This window comes from Microcoleus sp. Pol11C2 (genome assembly GCF_036701505.1).
Taxonomy (GTDB): Bacteria; Cyanobacteriota; Cyanobacteriia; order Cyanobacteriales; family Microcoleaceae; genus Microcoleus.
Map to the genome: position 1 here is coordinate 293,955 of NZ_JAUBQX010000001.1, position 17,609 is coordinate 311,563.

Sequence of the window (17,609 nt, forward strand, 5' to 3'; positions counted from 1 at the left end):
AGCATTAACAGTTTAATTAGCATTGGGATTTGAGTCAGCATCAACGCATTTCCCCTTTTTAGTAGGGTTTAAAGCTAGGTTAGAGACTACTTTAGAAACAGCAGCTTGTTCTTGAATCCATCCGATTTCCCCCGGTTGCAGCTTGGCGCTTTCTACTTCAACTGTTGGCTTAACTGCCGGGGAAGGCGAGGGAGTTGCCACAGCGGGAGATGGATTCAGTGTCGGTTTTGAAACTGTAGAAAAATCTTTATTTGACTCGGGTTTCGGAGAGTTCGATCGCACTATTTCAGGAAGCGAACAAACTTTCAATTCCAGCCAATTGCCTTGAGGCGTAAGCTGTTTGTTTGTCACCTGCAAAACGCTGCCGGCTGGGACTGTTCCTTTGACAGTCAACTCACCGATTGCGCCTCGCAAATCCAAGCGATCCCCCTCTTTTCCCACTTCCCCAGCCGCAGAACTTTTAATCTCTATAAACGATCCGGTTTCTAAAGATTGGACAGGAGAAGCTACAGATTCAACTGTTTTCTCCGGCGTCCTTCCAGCATTAATTAAACCCCGTTTCCCGAAAATCGACTCCCCGGCAGTATCGATCGCGCGACCCACCGGAGGGATGAAAAAATAAGCAAATACACCCCCTAATCCTAATAAAAATAAAATTTTCAGCAGCAGCGAAAATAAACTTTTGCTTTTTTCCGTCTGTAACAACTGCGTTTTTCCTTCAGAATTCCCATCGCCAGGGCTTGTCGGCCCATTCAAATCCGTTGGCAAATCCTCGCTGTCGGAAATTAGTTCGATCGGCGTATCTAAAGGTGCGACAGACAGTTCTGTAAAAGTATTGCCGTCTTCCCTCAAATGTGCTTGACAGTGAATTAAAGCAACAGTGACGTTATCGTGACCGTTTCTAGTATTAGCAATCTCAATGAGTCGATCGCGCGCCTTACCCAAATTAATGGTACCGTCGAGAATTGGCAAAATCTCCGCTTCCCAACATTCCTCAACCCGGTCTTTATCACTCAAACCGTCGGAACACAGCAGCAAAACGCAGTCTTCATCAACTGGAAAACGTTGCACAGTCGGGTGCAAAGTGTTGGACGAAGTAATCCCCAAAGCTTGAATCAGAGCTCCGGCGGCCACTTGTTCCAAAGCATCCCGGTAGAGAGAGTAGCCCAAACGCACCTCGCGGCAAGCCACGTTATCATCGAGAGTAACTTGATAGCAGCCGGTGCGGGTAATCCAGTAAGCCCGACTGTCTCCGACGTGGGCGACGTAGAGTTCGTGAATGTGGGCTAAACCCATAACTAGGGTAGTTCCCATCCGCTGGCGGCCTTGGCGGTGTTCGCTGTCGTTGCGACTGGCTATCTTGTCGTTAGCAGCACAAGCCGCCCGTTCCAGCTTGGAAGTCAGGCTCAAGGGGTCCCAATTAGCCTGATGCAGGGGCATTTGCTGCAACTTGTCGCGCAGCACACCAATTGCTTCTTCCGAAGCGACTTCGCCGCCGTCTTGTCCACCGATACCGTCGCAGACGATCGCGCAAGCTTCCGCACCCGGCTTTCCTGCGAACAGCGTACCGCTAGGCGGATAGCAAGCATCTTCGTTGTGAGCGCGGGATCTGCCTACATCCGTGCCCGTGGCAATTTCAACGTGACGATCGTAAAATCGGCCGCACTTTGCCAAAGCTTTATCCAACTGGCCCATCAGTTGTTCGCCGTGGCGCACTTGGCCGGCAACCATTTGCTGGCAAAGTTGCCTCAAAAAATTGGCAATAGTTGGGTGAGCATCTTCAAGCCACTGCTGCCACAATTTGCCCAACTGCGACAAATGAGGCGGTTTGCGATCGGGCTGCAATTCCAGAAACCGCACCAATTGCCCTTCCACCCGTAGCAGTTCGGGAGTCAGCAGCGTCGAAGCCACGCCCTGAGCGATACACGGCTGCCACAACTGGGCCATTTGCCACAGCCAATTGAGCTGGCGCATCGCTGCAGCTTTTTTCCAGGAGTCGGCCAATTCCGGCATTAAAGATTCCGTCACCTTCAAAATAGGCCCGTTTTCCAGCAGCCAGATATCTCCCGATAGCTTGCTCATCTTGGACGATACCAGGCCGTATACTTGAGGTACGTGCAACTGATAGGCAAACAGTCTCAGATAAGGAGTGACAACACTCGGAATCTCATCGGGCAGTTCCGGCAAGTGTTCGGGTTGAGTATCGACAAGAAGTCGATCGCGCTTGACCAAGTAGCGACCAGCGATCAGATCGCCTGGCTTACACCCTTTGATCCCTTCACCTAAAGCCCATAAGTAGTGTTTTGCCACAGAGTTTTGCATAAGGGTTCCTGACGCCTTTGGGCAAGCGTGCTGATCTGAACTATTTTAGCGATTGAACCTCGACGGGTTGATACGTGGCGATTATTTGACACCCCCGCTTTCTCAACAGACAGAGATTCTTAAGACTTCGCAGTCCTAATATCCTGATTTTTCAGGTTCCCGGGCTCACCACGTTTCCACTGTTGTGTGCGTAGTGATATCTCCTGACAATGTTTTAGGCGTGACTTTCCCCCAGTCCAGGGGTAGGTTTTAATGTCTTGTACTGACACAAATAGTCTACCATTTTGTTAACCCGCCGATGAATTTTGCTAGGAGCTTTCAGAGTTAGACGATCGCGCGAGGCCCAAGTCCTCGGTTTGAAATCACGCTGTTTTCAGCATATTCCTGATAGTGGCCATTTCCGAAGAAATCGCAGCACTCAAGGGAATTGAAATTTTAGACTAACTATAATGGTATGATGCAGCTAGGTAGAAATCACCTGAGCCGACAGGTATAAATAAATATCAATTGTCGGTTTTCTCGCGAAGGGTCATCTGTGCCTCGCACCCTAGTTTCGCAACAGAAGTTAAATTTAACCCTACCCAAAGACGGATACAAGCCCGCAGATTCATCTGTCGAGTCAATCTAAAATCTCAAATCTCAAATCGACTGACGGATGCCACCCCCCGACAGGAATCGTGGACAGCAAAAAAAATTAGATATTAGTTCCAGCCCCCAGATTCATCTGTGGAGTCCCTCTAAAGTATAAAATCGACAATCTCACATCTACTGATGGACGCAAGCCCCCGACAGGAGTCGTGGACAGCAAAAAAAATTAGATATTAGTTCAAGCCCCCAGATTCATCTGTGGAGTCCATCTAAAATCTAAAATCTAAAATCGACTGACCGGCCTCTGCAAGCTGTTGAGTATTTAACCATGCCCCCACATGAGCCCAGCGCCTTTCCCAAGAATTTGCCCGATCCGAAGCTGCCGCCTGCTGTTGAAATAGACGAAATACTCACTAGCATTCAACATTCTCACAGTTTTTATTACAAAGTGATGAATCTTGAGGTTTGGGCGCTGGTGGAAACCTTGGATGGGCTGTTTCCCGGCGCTTGGGGTCAGTTTATGACCAACCGCCAACTTGCAGTTAAACAGTTTTTGGAACGCGATCGCGTTCCAAATTCTCCGGTTGATGCTGGGGATGCGCGGGACAAGTCCGATGACCGTCGGCAGAAGGAAGAAGCCAGGAGTCAGGAGTCAGAAAGAAGCAGGAAGAAGCAGGAAGAAGAATAAAAGCAGATTTTCCCAATTCTACCCATCTCCACCTTTCCTCGGTATCCAAGTCTAAATCCCCCTCAATCCCCAAAGCGAGAGACGAAACAGAACCCTCTTTTCCCCCCGTACTCCCCTGATTAAGAGAAGTAGGAGGGATCGAAACTCAGCTACAAGCGACATTTATTATGGGTTTCAATCTTAAGTTGACATAAATGCCGATCGCCCGATCGCCCTTACAGGTGAATTTTGGCATCAACTTGAGGCAATCCCATGCTGTAGTTGACAGCGCGGCTGTTGAGGTTGTAGCTGATTTGGCCTTTTTGTAAGAGCGATCGTACCAAGTGTTCCAACTCCGAACCGATACGGCGGAGGTTGTACTCCGTCAAATCTTCGCCCTCGTAAGCGTCTACGAGTTGGTCGAATTTGGCATATACCTGCTTGACTGACTCGTCGTTCCAGTTAAGTTCGTTATCTGGGTCAATGTCGAGGGTCAAAAGGTCGTTGCTGGGTACGAGTTCGTTATCTTCGAGGATGGCGGTGTATATGCGAATATGGCGGGTTGTTGACTTGAGCTGCATGAGTTCTTATGTGTAAAGATTTTTTGCTGAATTAATTGTAATGGCTGAGAGATGCGCGGGGAGGGCTGGCGATCGTCAATTTCTCGGAATCCCGAAATATTTTAGTTGTTGGGCCGTCCAATTTTTGTAATATTCAGTTTTCTCTAAAGCATCGGAAGCTGGCTTCAGCTTAGAATTTACTTGAACGGTGAAGCCCGGATACGGCATCCTCCTAGTATGAAGCCCGTCAATATTAAAATCTTCTTCGGGATGGACGTGAAAAGCCAGCAAGCCCAACTCTGAAATCTGATTATTTAGTTTGTCTATCAATTCTTTAGTTTCTGGCGCAGTAATGGCTGTTTTTTGAGGATTAATTACTACCATTATTTCAAATTCCGAATTGTAAAATTCATAAATCGATTTCATTATGGCAGAATCGCGATCGAACTCAGTCAGCGCAGAAAATCGCTCGATTTTGAATAAAATTTGATTTGCCAAGCGTGCTTTTTTAGTGAAGGGACAAATCGGTAAATCGCTGAAAACTCGATGCGGTAACTCGACAAACTCCGTCATCCATCTGAGGGTAGATTCTATAATTTCCGTGTCCGATTCATTCATCGAAAATCTATATACTTGATATTTCCCACTAATCATACTCTATTTTTTGGGTGGGCCATGCCAGCCATTGGTTGTCAACTTAAACCGAAATCCTGCCAGGGGTTTAAACCCCTGCCGGACTTCGGGAAATATCGTGGAAAATTGGCACCAATACATTGCCCACCTTGCTCTTTAATATTGGCGATCGAATTCATTCGTGGATTGTGCCATCAGGCATAATTGCACCTGCGAGTTTTGCCTTTTCCAGATTTACCACCCCACTTAGATTCGCTCCCTTTAGGTTGGCTTTTTCTAGGTTTGTATTCTGCAAATTTGCCCCGCGCAAGTCGGCCGAAGTTAAGTCGGCTCCACTAAAATTGCCGTAACTAAGATTAGCTCCACAGAGATTTCCTTCACTTAACATTGCTCCGCTAAGATTACATTGAAGAGTTACACCAACCAGATTAACTTTGCTCAGATTAGTACCACTAAAATTTGCCCCATCTGTTTGTGCATTTTTCAGGTTTGCTCCACTCAAGTCTGCGGCAGTTAGGTTGGCAGAGCCTAAATTTGCCTGCATCAAGTTTGCTCCTATGAGGTTGGCCGCTGTTAAGTTGGCACGACTCAGATTGGCTCCGCTTAAGTTGGTTTTATTCAAATTAGCTTGCAGGAGTTGTGTACCCTCCAAATTTGCTTTGGTTAAGTTTGCACCGCTCAAGTTAGCTTCACTCAGATTTACATAACTCAAGTAAATACCAGCTAAGTTTGCTTCTTGCAGTGAAACATTAGGAGCGATTAAGCAAGCACCTGCTTTAACAGGGTCAAAGTCTCTGGGGAAGACAGTCTCTGCGTTGTAGAGCGCTTGTTGAAGTTTTGCTCCTTCAAGGTTTGCCCCTTCAAGGTTTGCCTTTAATAGGTTAGTATTACTTAGGTTGGCATTACTCAAATCAGCATTCATCAATTTTAATTCCTTCAAATTCAACCCTGTTAAGTTTGCTTTACTGAGGTTTGCTCTGCTGAAGTTTGTTCCCAATAACAAATGAACTTTACTGAGGTTTACCCCACTCAGATTAGCTTCACTTAGGTTTGAATTAGACAGATTTACTTCACTTAAATTTGCATGGAGTAATTGTGTTTTACCTAAGTTGACTGAGCTGAGATTGGCTTGGTGAAGGTTGGCATGACATAAATTTGCCTCACTCAGGTTAGAAGCGTATAAGTTTGTTTCAGAAAGTTCTGCACCGCTTAGATTAGCCCTACTAAAGTTGACCTGACTCAGGACTCTTCTGCTCAGATTTACTCCTGCTAGATTAACTCCAGTAAAATTTCGTTCTTTGTTATTATACCGCTGGCAAAAATCCTCAGCAGTGAGCGCTGGTTCCAGATTTTCTAGTGCAGAATCATCTATTTTTTCCTCTTCCTCCGATTCCACAGTATCGGCACTCACAGGAGTAGCAGCCAGCTGTTCTACCGTTTCGCTAGATACTGGAATGGGTGTCTCCTCGATCGCCTCTTCGCGCAATAACCGATCGACCCGATCGCTAAACTGCCTCAAAACCTCAGCATCATCAACCTTCTCACCAGCATTCGAGCTTTTCTCAACCGCATTTTCAACATAATACTTATCTACAAAACTTTGCAACCCGGCATTATATCCCTGTCCTACCGGCTGAAATCTCCATTCGCCATTCTTCTTATACAAGCGTCCAAATTCTAAAGCCGTTTCTTGGGAAAATATCAGATTTAAATTGTACCGAACCAATTCGCTAAGAGTCTGTGAATTGTAAAGCCGGATAAAAGCATTTTCAACTTGACTAAAACTTTGATTTTTTTCCTGTCCCTCGTGAATAGTCACCACAAACACAATTTCCTGAATCGCCGAATTGATTTTACTCAAATCCAGATAAACCGTCTCATCATCTCCCTCAATTTGTCCATTCCTGCTGTCTCCAGAATGTCGCACCGCACCGTCCGGCGATGTCAGATTGTTGTAAAATACAAAATACTTTTCATCGGGAATCCGACCGTCCGCCGCTAACATAAAAACTGATGCGTCAATGTCGCTGTTTTGGGCTGTCTGGCTGACTTGCCACCCCAGGGCGATCGCAATTTTACTGAAATTAGGAGTTTCTTTAGAAAGATTGAACCTTTCACCCTTAGTTAATTCGATACTCATATGCGATAATTTCCTTACCTCATAAATGGTATTAATTATCTCATCTATGTTAACCCGATCGCAAATTGGATTTTATCTCGAAGACATCGAAACCCCAATTGGCAGAACCGTCAATTTAACTCTTACCGGACTAATTCTCCTATCTTCGACCAGCTTCATCGCCGAAACTTACCCGATTTCGGAAACTGTTAGAATTAATTTGCAAACTCTCGATACAGCGCTTTTAGTTGTTTTTGTGTTTGAGTATTTATTGCGACTATGGTGTGCCGAAAATCGAGTTAAATTTATTTTTAGTTTTTTTTCAATTATTGATTTGCTGGCAATATTACCATTTTTACTGGGATTTGTCAACGTTAGTTTTATCCGAATTTTCCGCTGGTTTAGAATTCTCCGACTCATCCGCTTTCTGGAATTAAAAATTTCTATTTTCCGCATTAGCAGCGAAGATGGGGTGATTTTTGCTCGGATTTTGTTTACTTTGCTGGCAATAATTTTTGTTTATTCTGGTTTAATTTATCAAGTCGAACATCCGGCAAATCCCGAAAGTTTTGGAACTTTTTTGGATGCTGTTTATTTCTCGGTTGTCACCATGACCACCGTGGGATTTGGCGATGTTACTCCGATTTCGGAATCCGGTCGTTTTCTGACTATTTTGATGATTTTGACGGGAATTGCTCTAATTCCTTGGCAATTGGGAGATTTGATTAAACACTTAGTTAAAAGTGCTAATCACGGAGAAGCTGTTTGTAAAGGTTGCGGTTGGTCTGTACACGATGCTAATGCTAGATTTTGTAAAATGTGCGGCAGTCAATTAGAGAATGGTTGACTGTTGACTGTTGAGTGCAGTACAGATAACCGGTAGGGAGACGGCATTGCCGTGTCCTGTACTTCATAAATCAAAAATACACTGTAACTTCTTCCCTCTTCCCTCTTCCTTCTTCCCTCTTCCCTCTTCCCTCTTCCCTCTTCCTTCTTCCTTCTTGCCTCTTCCTTCTTTAAGCTAAGGGTAACAAAATTTCAAATTCAGTGCCCCTGCCTAACTCCGATCGCATTCTGAATGCACCGCCGTGTTTGCCCGTCACAATTTGATAGCTAACTGCTAAACTGGTTTCTTTGAGAGCGCGTTTTTCCGTAGAGAATGATTCTATGATTTTTTTGTACTTGCTAGGTGACATTCCTGGCCCGTTATCTGATATGCAAATCGACACCCAGCGAACATGAAGTTTGTCTAAATCCGGCGCCGGTTCGGGACAGCAGACTTGAGTTGTGATTTCAATTTTAGGCTGGCGATTGAAGTCTTTGAGTCCTCCACCTTTGAACTCTTTCGCCAATTCTTGACCGACTGCTTCGTTAATTAACGTATGAATAGAATTCGTCAAGATATTCATAAATACTTGGTTTAGCTGTCCTGCATAGCATGGCACTGGTGGCAGGTAGCCGTAGTTTTTCACTACTTGGATTTCCCTAGTCAAACGACTTTTGAGCAGCAAAAGTATGCTGTCTATGTTGGCGTGCAAGTCTGTCGGTTTGGGATAAATATCGTCGATGTGGCAGAAGTTTTGCAAACTGGTTGCCAACTTGCTCAACCGTTCGGCTCCTGATTTGATGCTGGCAACAGTTCGGAGGAAATCGTTTTGCAAAAAGTCATAGTCGATCTCTTCCTTGAGCCGTGCTATTTCCGGTGGGGGGTCAGTACAGTATGCGTCGTAAACTGAGAGCAATTCCATCAAGTTTTTGCTGTAGTCGCTGACGTAGGTTAAATTCCCCCAAATAAAGCCTACCGGATCTAAAATTTCGTGGGCTACTCCGTTGACTAAACGCCCTAAACTAGCCATTTTTTCGCTTTGAATCATTTGAGTTTGGGCTCTTTCGTAGCGGACTTGAGTTTCGATGCCACGAATTTGCCAGTACGCGATGTTTAGTGCGTTAGGGTCTAAGAGTCGGTAAGATTGGGAGTCTATTTGGACGACGATCGGTTCTGCCTGCAATTCGGGCGATCGACGCAGAGCTTGTGGGGCTGCTGCCAAAATCGTTGTACTCTCTGCGACTAATAATATTTCGACGCGAGCGTAACTGTAGAGAACTTTCAGCGGCAGGTGCAAAAAGAGCTCTGGGCCTTGGGGTTTAAGCAAATATTCCAGCAGTTGCCTGCGGGATATCATGCCAGCAAACTCTCCTGCTTCCATCAAGACGACCCCCGGCACTAGGGGATGCTGTTCAAACATTTCGGCAACTGCCACGGCCAAGCAGCTCGATTTAACCTGAAAGTCATACAGGGGCAAATCCCAGAGGGTAGACTCTAGGGAAAGGTCTTGATGGCTGCCTTCGGAGAGTGAAGGGCCAAGGAGTTTGGAACTGAATTTATTTGCCACTGGAACTTTTTGTTGCCGAAACGCTGGGAAAGTGAAATGAGAACCTACTACTAAGCTACCCTATCATTTCACCGCAGGAGCGAACAACCGAGAATATTCTTGAGTTAATCATGTTGTGCCAACTATAGGCAGGAGAATTTCAAATTCAGTATTCTTACCTGGTTGCGATCGCATTCTCAGTTGGCCGCCGTGCTTTTCTGTGACGATTTGATTGCAGATAGCCAGCCCCATACCGGTGCCTTTGCCTGCTGGTTTAGTGGTAAAAAAGGTGTCAAATATCTGCTTGTGATTTTCTGGGGCAATGCCGGGCCCGTTATCGGCAATGCAAATTGCGGCCCTCTTGCCGTGTTCGGTTTCTATAACTTTAGTGGTAATTTCGATTTGGGGCTGCCAGTTGTCCCCGCACGGGGTGTGTATTTCTCGATCGGCTGCGTACTCTGTCAGGGCGTCTAGAGCATTAACCAACAAATTCAAAAATACCTGACTCAACTGACCGGAGTAGCCACTAACTAGCGGCAGTTCGCCGTAATTTTTAACCACTTCTATGCTGTTTTTAAAGCGGTTTTTTAAAATTAACAGCGTCATCTCCACGCATTCGTGAATGTCTGTCTCGGCTGGTTTTGTCTCGTCCATGTGAGAGAAGTGGTGCAGCCCGTTAACTATTTTTAGCAATTGCGAGGCTCCCAACTCCATCCCTTCTAAGGTGATCGGCAAATCTTCTTGTAAAAAATCAAATTCAATTTCTTTTTTAAGGGCATCAATTCGGGCACACGGTGCCGAATATTCCTCTTCATAAAGCGACATTAGCTGAAGCAAGTGTTCAAAATAGGACAGCAGAAAAGTTAAATTTCCCCAAATACAGTTCAGCGGATTTCTGATTTCGTGGGCTACTTCTGCTACAATCCTCCCCAAACTCGCCATTTTTTCTGTTTGGATGAGTTTGGCTTGGGTTTGTTTGTGGAGTAACTTATTTGTTAATTGGTGGATTCTTGATTGAGCGACCATTAATTGGTGTACATCTAACAGCTTGTAGGTCTGAGGGGCTATTTCCACTACTACGGGTTCGTAAATTAATTCTCCTGACCTGTAAAGAGATTCCTGGGCGGCTTCTACTATTAATTTACTGCCGGGAAGTACCAGCGGTTCTGGCTTGGAAAACTTGTACAATACCTCTATGGGTCGCTTGAAAAACATTTCTAATCCGTAGCGACGGTTAACTTTTTCAAAAAATAGACGCCTGGATATTATGCCAACAAAATTACCCCCCTCTGTCAAAATGACGCCGGGAAGCATGGAATTTTGTTCAAAGGCCTGGGCTACTTCTTTTGCCTGTTGAGTTAATTCAATTTGGCAGTTGTAGAGTGGCAGGTCTAGGAGAGTTGATTCTAAGGAGAGGTTCCAATTACAAATTTCAGCTATATGCAACACTGATAACTCCGAGCTAATCTCACGCACAGCAAACATAGATGAAACCCCTGTTAAAAATTGTATTCATGAACAACTTAAGTTGCTATTAATTCGTAACGGGTAATTTGTAGCGGGTAGTTGCTAATTTGTGAAATTACAACAGCACCCGATGGGAAAACCCGATCGCAGTAGCATTGTCTGCTAAAGATTTTGTTTCTAAGTCAATATTAAACGATCGAAGCTGTTGTGGAACTTACTGAGCTCTGCTGTAAACTTTTTACCATGATATACCTGCGATCGCGTGTTTTCGGAAAATGTTTAATATTTATAACGAATTATTGTGATAAATTATACCATTTTTCTAGTGATAGAAGGGAATTGGAGAACCGCGAGTAGGTGATCTGTGAATATACGGGCATCCTTCGAGGGTTCGAGGGTTCGGATTAGCCATCGTCCAAGGGGCTTGCAGCCTCCAATTGTCAAGACTAGGGCCCAGGCCAAAGAAAGTTAGGCAACCGATTCGCTTTCTTCGGATGTAACCGAATGTAACGGATGGAAGGCTTTAGTTATCTAGGAGAGAAGGAAGAAGCAATGTTCCGCAAGCGTTTGTGGAATTAAGAACATCCTAACCGTCAGCCGCAGTCCCTATACCAGTCAAAAGAAATGCAACTTTAGGCAACTTCCGAACCTCGATAGTCATAAGTTTTTTGCAATCTGCAATCTCCAATCGTCTTAGGGTTCCACCTCCGGCCAAAGGCGTTCTAGCTGATACCGCCAAGCCGCGAGAGTGTTTTCGCGAGACTCTCGCCCTAGTTCCATTTCACCCATCAATCCCTCTGCGTAGAAACGGTCTAAAGTCTGAAGGGTAGTTTCCACAGACTGTCCCTGCATCTTGGCAGCTTTGATGATTTGACGGATGCGGCTTTCTATTAAATCGCCGAAAAAGTCGGACAAACCTCGCTCTTGCAAAGCCAGCACTCGGGCGACGGCGGCCGAGAAATCTGCGGCCGCGAGTGTGGCACAACTGTGCTGAAATACTCCCCACAAAACGTTTTGATGTAAGGCGTAGCGAGTTTCGAGGGTGGTGTCAAAGTTAGCTTCTAGCAGTTTATCAAGAAATGGTTGAGCTTCCTGGGCATCGGCGATCGGCAGCAAAATCCGCAGCCAACTCCCGTCTTCAGAAAGGAGGACTAACAGGCGAAAATTGGGCGTTTCTACTTGCCAAGAAGTGGCAGCAGGCATCTCAACACTGTCACCAAATAAGTCTTTAAGGGTATTGCTAATTTCTTCGGGAGTCATGAGAATTTTAGATTTTAGGTTTGAGGTTTGAGATGTGAAATTGCAGGCTGGTGAGTTCGTTTCAAAAGTTTGTAATATTTACCAGTATGGCTTAGTATCAACTCAATTTCCAATCAAAAATCTCAAATTTCAAATTTCCAATCAATTTAGTAAAAGTAGGGTGTGCACCGCGCATATTTCAACGCTTGGTGTTTATGGGCGCACCTTACCCTATTGATGTTTACCAGATTAAATTGGTTTAAAGCCTCTCCCTGATCGGGAGAAATTAAAAGAAGACTATTCATTACTCCAATCCTCTTCTTTCCAGGTAGAGGCCGCGATCACAGGTCAACTGTCAACTGTCAACTGTCAACTGAACTATATCGGTCAATCTAAAATCTAAAATCTAAAATCGATTTAGGGGAGCCACCGGGGGTGATAGCCGGCAAAGGGAAGTTCTTCTGGCTGTAGTTTTGCGGGAGAACCGTCTGCCGATATTTCTACTAAGGGTAGCAGCCAGAGGCGGCTGGTGGCGATCGACTGTCCACTATCGTTGCGGGGACTGTCTGCTACTGAGGGAGTTGCTGCTGTGACTGATTGGTCGAAAATTAATGCCAGCCCGTCAGGAGATAAACTGATTTGGGTATCTAATTGGTTGGGCAAAATCAGCAGCGGTTTGATGGTTCCTACCAAACGAGTACCCTCTTTTTTGAGGTCGATGGTGGCGATGAAAGGCTGTTCTTTGTAGCTTTCTGTTTTGAGGCGTTGGGCTAACAAACAGTAGAGGCGCTGAACTTGGTTGTCTTGGTTTTTGCGGGGGTCGAAATAAACGGCCATAATGCTGCCGGGAATACGCAATATTTCTTGTTCTACACCTTGGTTATCTAAGATGAAAAGCGATCGAGTAAAGTCGCTGTTGTATTTAACATAGGCGGCAGCGGAGTTGTCGCGGGCCATACCCAATACTTGTTCGTATTTTGGCAAAAATTCTACTGGGTCTGCTTCCTGTTTGAGGGGGACGATCGCTAATCCTTGTTTTTGAGATATTACCATCGATTTGCTATCGGGGCGAATCATAAAATCTCCGCCTTGTTCATTTTCCAACGGTCGGGGTGGCACTTTTTCTTCCACAATCCAAGGACTGAAATCGCCGGGATTGCTGCGGTTGACGCGCTGGACAACTATGATTTTTCCGTCGGCTGAGAGGTCGAATTTGAGGTTTTGGTAATCTTTGGAGTCTAAGATTTTGTCGATTCTACCGGCTGGGTATTTTTGTTGAGTTCCTGAGTCCGATTGGGGGTTGAGGCCGGTGGTGACTGTGAATAGTTCTTGATTTAGAGTGCCGCGAGTACGGGCGATTGATCGATCTGTGGCGGAGAATAAAATGCGATCGCTGTCAGGATACGGTTTAAAATCGGTAACGACTAAATCTTTGGGAGTCAGCGGTATCGGTTTCGAGTCGCTGCTGGTGAGATTGACTAGCATTAATCTGCTTTCTGTTTCGCCTTGGACACCGATGTAAGCAAAAGCTCGATCGCGGCTGCGAAAGGAACTGCTAAACGGTTGCATTGGCGTTGCTTTTTTTTGGTTGTTTTCTCCGAAATACTTGTCGGTTGCTCCGGCGAGTTTGACTGTGTAGGTAACGCCGTAGGGTGCTGGATCTTTTAGGGTGTAAGCCATGCGTCTTCCAGCCCAACTAAATTTACCGGGGAGGGGGGGTTCTAGCTTTAAGTTTTCCTCGACGGTGGACTGGTTCATCGGCCGAAAGAAGGTGAGGATAAAGCCGGTATCTTCGGCGCCGATTTGTTTATTTTCCCAGGTAAATTCTCGCACTCTGGGTGCTGTGCGATCGCCGCTCAGCAGCAGCAGTCCGATTAAGACGCTCAGCACTAGCATGAGGAAGATGGCCGTGCGGTCGATCGGCTGTTTGAATGGCAGAATAGCGAAGGGTGAAGGATTAATTTTTTTGTTAAAAATACTCACAAATCTTTCTCTCCTATTTCTGCTGAAAATTAACTACCAAATTTTCCCTCTTAAATTTTACAGTCCTAGATGCACTCCCGGCCCCCAGAAACCCGTTTTTTTTTTACCAGGCGAAAGGGCTGCAACGAAGTATACTGATTTTAGATTTTAGATTTTAAATTTTAGCTTGTACGGTGCGTAATGGCTTAAAATTGCTCGATCGAGAGAGGTATTGACGACCGTCGATCGCACTACCATTGTGCCAGTTGCGTCCAGGACTGTTTTAGATTTTAGATTTTTCCATACTCCGGACAGTTTTTGGAACGAGACTAGAAGCTTACGCGGGGCCAGGAGCCTAAAAAAGTCGAATTAAATGCCGCATCAGGGGTGGAGCTGACATTGATTTAATTATCCACAGTGGCTCAAAGTCTAGCGAGCATAAGCCCTTGGGCAATATAAAAACTGTCCGGAGTATTGGCGGTTCAATTCGAGAAAATACTCGACTAAACGTGTTATGAGATGGTATACCATTCGGTAATTCTATAAAGCTTTTTAACCATTCATATTTGGCGTTACCATAGGCTTCTATTGTCACCCATCCGTCTGCACCGCTGATGATAGCTATAATCGTAATCGCGATAATATATTATTTGAGCAAATCGTCTTTACTTCTTTCTATTCTTAAGTCGTTCAAAGTGACAAAAATTTTAAAAAAACTGGCAGTTAAAATATTCACGCTCAGGCAATGAATCTATTTGTTTTTATTGCGAAGTTACAGTTTTACTAAAACCTCTTGCCATTGATAGCACCAATTAGCTACCACAAACTATATAGAAAATTATTCCGCTTTAACTGTAGCATATTTTGGGTTCCAGTTAAGATGCGTTTACCTTGATTGTGTACCTGAGTCTCTCTATTTTTGCTGTGGATTTTTCGGGATTTTTAGATTATTCAACTGATGTAATGTCTGCTACAGCCCAGCAAACTTTTTGGCGTTTTTTTCCGGCTGTTCGTTTTCTTTGAATAAATTTATGATGCCACTTCTTTTATGGTAAAATATCATTTTAGTAGGCCTCGTGGCAACGCGAGATATTTCTCGCAATAGCCCTATTTGTAAAAAAATAAATAGCCCTACTCTGCGGATTATATTTTATGATAGCATAACATACAATGTCCTTTTTGTATCCGCTTACTAATTCGGGGCGGACTACCCACTCAAAAACGATTTTGCGTCATTTGAGGTGAATCGTTGAGCGATTTACCCCGGATTATTGAGCGGATACTCCTTTTTGTTTACTGAAACAGTTGATTAATTGGGATTAAATCCATCGGTGATATTTTATCGATGGGCAACTCCAAACCAAAAGCCACTCTACCCCAAATTATAATGAGCAGCACCCCTACAAACAGCCCTGTTAATTGAATATCCTGCAAAAAACAAGTTAGTCCTTCTTTCCACAAACCGTAGCTAATTACTGCATAGGTAGGAAGGTCGCCGAGAGCTATAGCAATCACGGCACCTAAATTACCTTTTAAGTGGTATGCCAGCGGTATACTTATACATAGATTCACAAAAGTCAGCAGATTGCCCATAGCTTGGTACTGAGACTTTCCTACGGCTAGCAGACAAGAACCCATCATATTGTGCAGGGTGGTGTGCCAGATACCTAAAGCCAAGATTGGCATCATCCAAGATGCCGCCACATACTCTTTCGGATAAAGTATTAAAATTAACTGATCTCCAAAGCTCACAAAAATTGCTAAACCTACGGCTAATGGTATTAGAATTAGCTTGCGGTTCTTAAGTATCTTCGCACGCAACTCCTCCCGGGGTAACTCTGCCAGCATAGAAATCGAGGGAAAAATCACCCTGCTGCTAATGGCGATAATTATTTGGCGCGGCATATCGCCGAGAGTAAAAGCTATGCCATAAATCCCCAACATTGTTAAAGTAAAGATTTTCCCAAGGATGAGTCTATCGGCTTGAGAACACAAGAAAAACAAAGCCGTAGACAAAAATATCCATTTGCCATAAGAAAATATTTCTTTAGCTGCTTCTTTATCCCAAGCAAAGCGGTTTGACTTGCCGGGAATCAAAAAATGGCTCCATACTACCTCTATTAAAGCTCCAGTAAAGCCGCCTGCAACGATCGCCCAGATGCTGGGATCGAACCAGGCCCAGACAATCATCACTATTGTAGAAAAAATCTGTTGACCCAACTCAAAAATTACTACTTCCTTCACTGCCATTTGGCGTTCTAGGCTGGCTGTGGCAGTGGATTTAAAGCCTCCTATTAAAGAATTTATACCTATTAGTGGAATCAACCACAGGAGACGGGGCTCTCCATAAAAACTCGCAACCGGCTGGGTAATTATAATCAAAGAAATCCAAACGAAAAAGCTGCGAATGACTTGCATTGTCCACGCGGTGTTGAGAAATAGAGGATCTTCCCCGCGCTTATTCTGGATGATGCTTGGGCCTAGACCTATGTCTGAAAATAAGTTGATCCCTATGATGAAAACGTAGGCTAGACCTACCAGACCAAATAGTTCTGGCAAAAGCAGGCGCGTCAAAATTAAGTTGCTGCCAAATCGGATAATTTGACTGCTTCCATAGCTGACGATCGTCCAGGCTGCACCTTTGATAGCTAATTTTTTTCCTGATGACATATACTCAGAATTTATTTACTTAATGACGAGTGTAGTTGCTGAATTTGTTTTTGGCAACTCCTAGAGGATGGTGTTGCCACTTTTATAGCTGACTGTACAGTATCTTAATTTGTATACGGAGGAAGGGCCTGGAGAGTCCATCTGGCAATAAAAGTACAATTTAATCTCATACTTACTCCACATTAATAATCATACGGGTTTTTTGGCTGGGGAATTGGTTTGAGGGAGGATGCTTGAATGATTAATTTGCGCTTGCCTTGCAGTTCTTCTACGATCGTTTCTCCTTCTATTTCTAGCCAAATGTCTGGCGCAAAGGTGGCGCGGCTTTGACCTATAGGTAATTTTACTGGCAACCCTATCGGATAGGCGTCTGCCGCGCAGCAAGTAATGATAAAACGCCCGATCCACATATATTGTTCTGCTATGTTGGGGGGGTGAATTACAAATCCTTGAACTTTGACTTTTTGACCTCTGTATGTATCCGGTTCGGGGTTGAAATTTAACAGCCGCACCCATTCGACGAGTGATCGCTGTTCGGGTTTTGTAGTATTGCGAAATTCTTGGGGTTGCAGTCTGGTGATGGGCAGGGATTCGGTGAGGCCTCGTTCTAATGCTGTCTGGCTGGTAAATGTGCGTGGCGTTGTTAGTAAACCTATTAATGCGACGCCCAACATTAAGGTGCTGCCGATACTGGGGGGAAACAAAGTAACGTGTTCAACTTCTGTGATTCTGAGAGAGTTATTTGCTGTTGATGTCCGCGATTGCTTTGTGGTGCGATCGAGTTTTAAGAGTTCCCAAGTTTTTAAACCGCCAATAACCAATAAGGCGATTCCTCCTGCTAGAGTCAAGCCAAAGTAATTGGGGTGAATGAGAATGCTTAATTGGCCGGTGCTCGAATATTTGAGGAGCAATATTCCCCAGCCTAAGATAGCTAGGGCGTCCAGCAATGGGCTAATTTTTTTTAAATTCATTTTTTAAGAGTGATTGGGAAGGAAGAAGGAATAGGGAAG

General features: G+C 44.7%; 12 protein-coding genes and 1 pseudogene. 2 read left to right on the forward strand and 11 right to left on the reverse strand.

Going from position 1 to position 17,609, the window contains the following annotated elements:
- Nucleotides 1–12: 12 nt before the first annotated feature.
- Complete coding sequence (locus QUA42_RS01295) at nt 13–2,322, reverse strand: protein phosphatase 2C domain-containing protein (RefSeq protein ID WP_333134397.1); 2,310 nt, start codon at nt 2,320–2,322, stop codon at nt 13–15.
- A 916-nt stretch (nt 2,323–3,238) separates the two neighbouring features.
- On the opposite strand from QUA42_RS01295, the gene QUA42_RS01300 reads away from it, so the two are divergent.
- The gene (locus QUA42_RS01300) at nt 3,239–3,598 is read left to right on the forward strand and encodes a hypothetical protein (RefSeq protein ID WP_333134399.1); all 360 of its coding nucleotides are present in this window, start codon (nt 3,239–3,241) and stop codon (nt 3,596–3,598) included.
- A 215-nt stretch (nt 3,599–3,813) separates the two neighbouring features.
- On the opposite strand, the gene QUA42_RS01305 is transcribed toward QUA42_RS01300, so the two are convergent.
- From QUA42_RS01305 to QUA42_RS01315, 3 genes are all read right to left on the reverse strand, one after another.
- The gene (locus QUA42_RS01305; RefSeq protein ID WP_333034736.1) at nt 3,814–4,158 is read right to left on the reverse strand and encodes an NAD(P)H-quinone oxidoreductase subunit M; all 345 of its coding nucleotides are present in this window, start codon (nt 4,156–4,158) and stop codon (nt 3,814–3,816) included.
- Nucleotides 4,159–4,233: 75 nt separating this feature from the next.
- Nucleotides 4,234–4,755, reverse strand: coding sequence for a hypothetical protein (locus tag QUA42_RS01310; protein ID WP_333134401.1), 522 nt, complete (start codon nt 4,753–4,755; stop codon nt 4,234–4,236).
- A 190-nt stretch (nt 4,756–4,945) separates the two neighbouring features.
- Complete coding sequence (locus QUA42_RS01315; protein WP_333134403.1) at nt 4,946–6,910, reverse strand: pentapeptide repeat-containing protein; 1,965 nt, start codon at nt 6,908–6,910, stop codon at nt 4,946–4,948.
- 25 nt (nt 6,911–6,935) lie between these two features.
- Here QUA42_RS01315 and QUA42_RS01320 point away from each other — a divergent pair, with 25 nt between their 5' ends.
- Nucleotides 6,936–7,736 (forward strand): ion transporter, encoded by an 801-nt coding sequence (locus tag QUA42_RS01320; protein ID WP_333034732.1) that lies wholly within the window; start codon nt 6,936–6,938, stop codon nt 7,734–7,736.
- 169 nt (nt 7,737–7,905) lie between these two features.
- Here the strand turns inward: QUA42_RS01320 and QUA42_RS01325 are convergent, their stop codons facing one another.
- The 7 genes and pseudogenes from QUA42_RS01325 to QUA42_RS01355 all read right to left on the reverse strand — a co-directional run bounded on the left by QUA42_RS01325 (nt 7,906) and on the right by QUA42_RS01355 (nt 17,570).
- Nucleotides 7,906–9,282, reverse strand: coding sequence for an ATP-binding protein (locus QUA42_RS01325; protein ID WP_333134405.1), 1,377 nt, complete (start codon nt 9,280–9,282; stop codon nt 7,906–7,908).
- 108 nt (nt 9,283–9,390) lie between these two features.
- Nucleotides 9,391–10,746, reverse strand: a complete 1,356-nt coding sequence (locus QUA42_RS01330) for an ATP-binding protein (RefSeq protein ID WP_333134407.1) — start codon at nt 10,744–10,746, stop codon at nt 9,391–9,393.
- Between the two features lie 675 nt (nt 10,747–11,421).
- A complete protein-coding gene (locus QUA42_RS01335) occupies nt 11,422–11,988 on the reverse strand; it encodes a hypothetical protein (protein WP_333134409.1) in 567 nt (188 codons plus the stop codon).
- 396 nt (nt 11,989–12,384) lie between these two features.
- On the reverse strand, nt 12,385–13,950 hold the full coding sequence (locus tag QUA42_RS01340) for a hypothetical protein (protein ID WP_333134411.1): 1,566 nt from the start codon (nt 13,948–13,950) through the stop codon (nt 12,385–12,387).
- 433 nt (nt 13,951–14,383) lie between these two features.
- Nucleotides 14,384–14,572, reverse strand: a pseudogene (locus QUA42_RS01345) (transposase family protein); the annotation flags it as partial.
- Nucleotides 14,573–15,222: 650 nt separating this feature from the next.
- On the reverse strand, nt 15,223–16,599 hold the full coding sequence (locus tag QUA42_RS01350) for an oligosaccharide flippase family protein (protein WP_333134413.1): 1,377 nt from the start codon (nt 16,597–16,599) through the stop codon (nt 15,223–15,225).
- Nucleotides 16,600–16,781: 182 nt separating this feature from the next.
- Nucleotides 16,782–17,570, reverse strand: a complete 789-nt coding sequence (locus QUA42_RS01355; protein WP_333134415.1) for a TIGR03943 family putative permease subunit — start codon at nt 17,568–17,570, stop codon at nt 16,782–16,784.
- Nucleotides 17,571–17,609 lie beyond the last annotated feature (39 nt).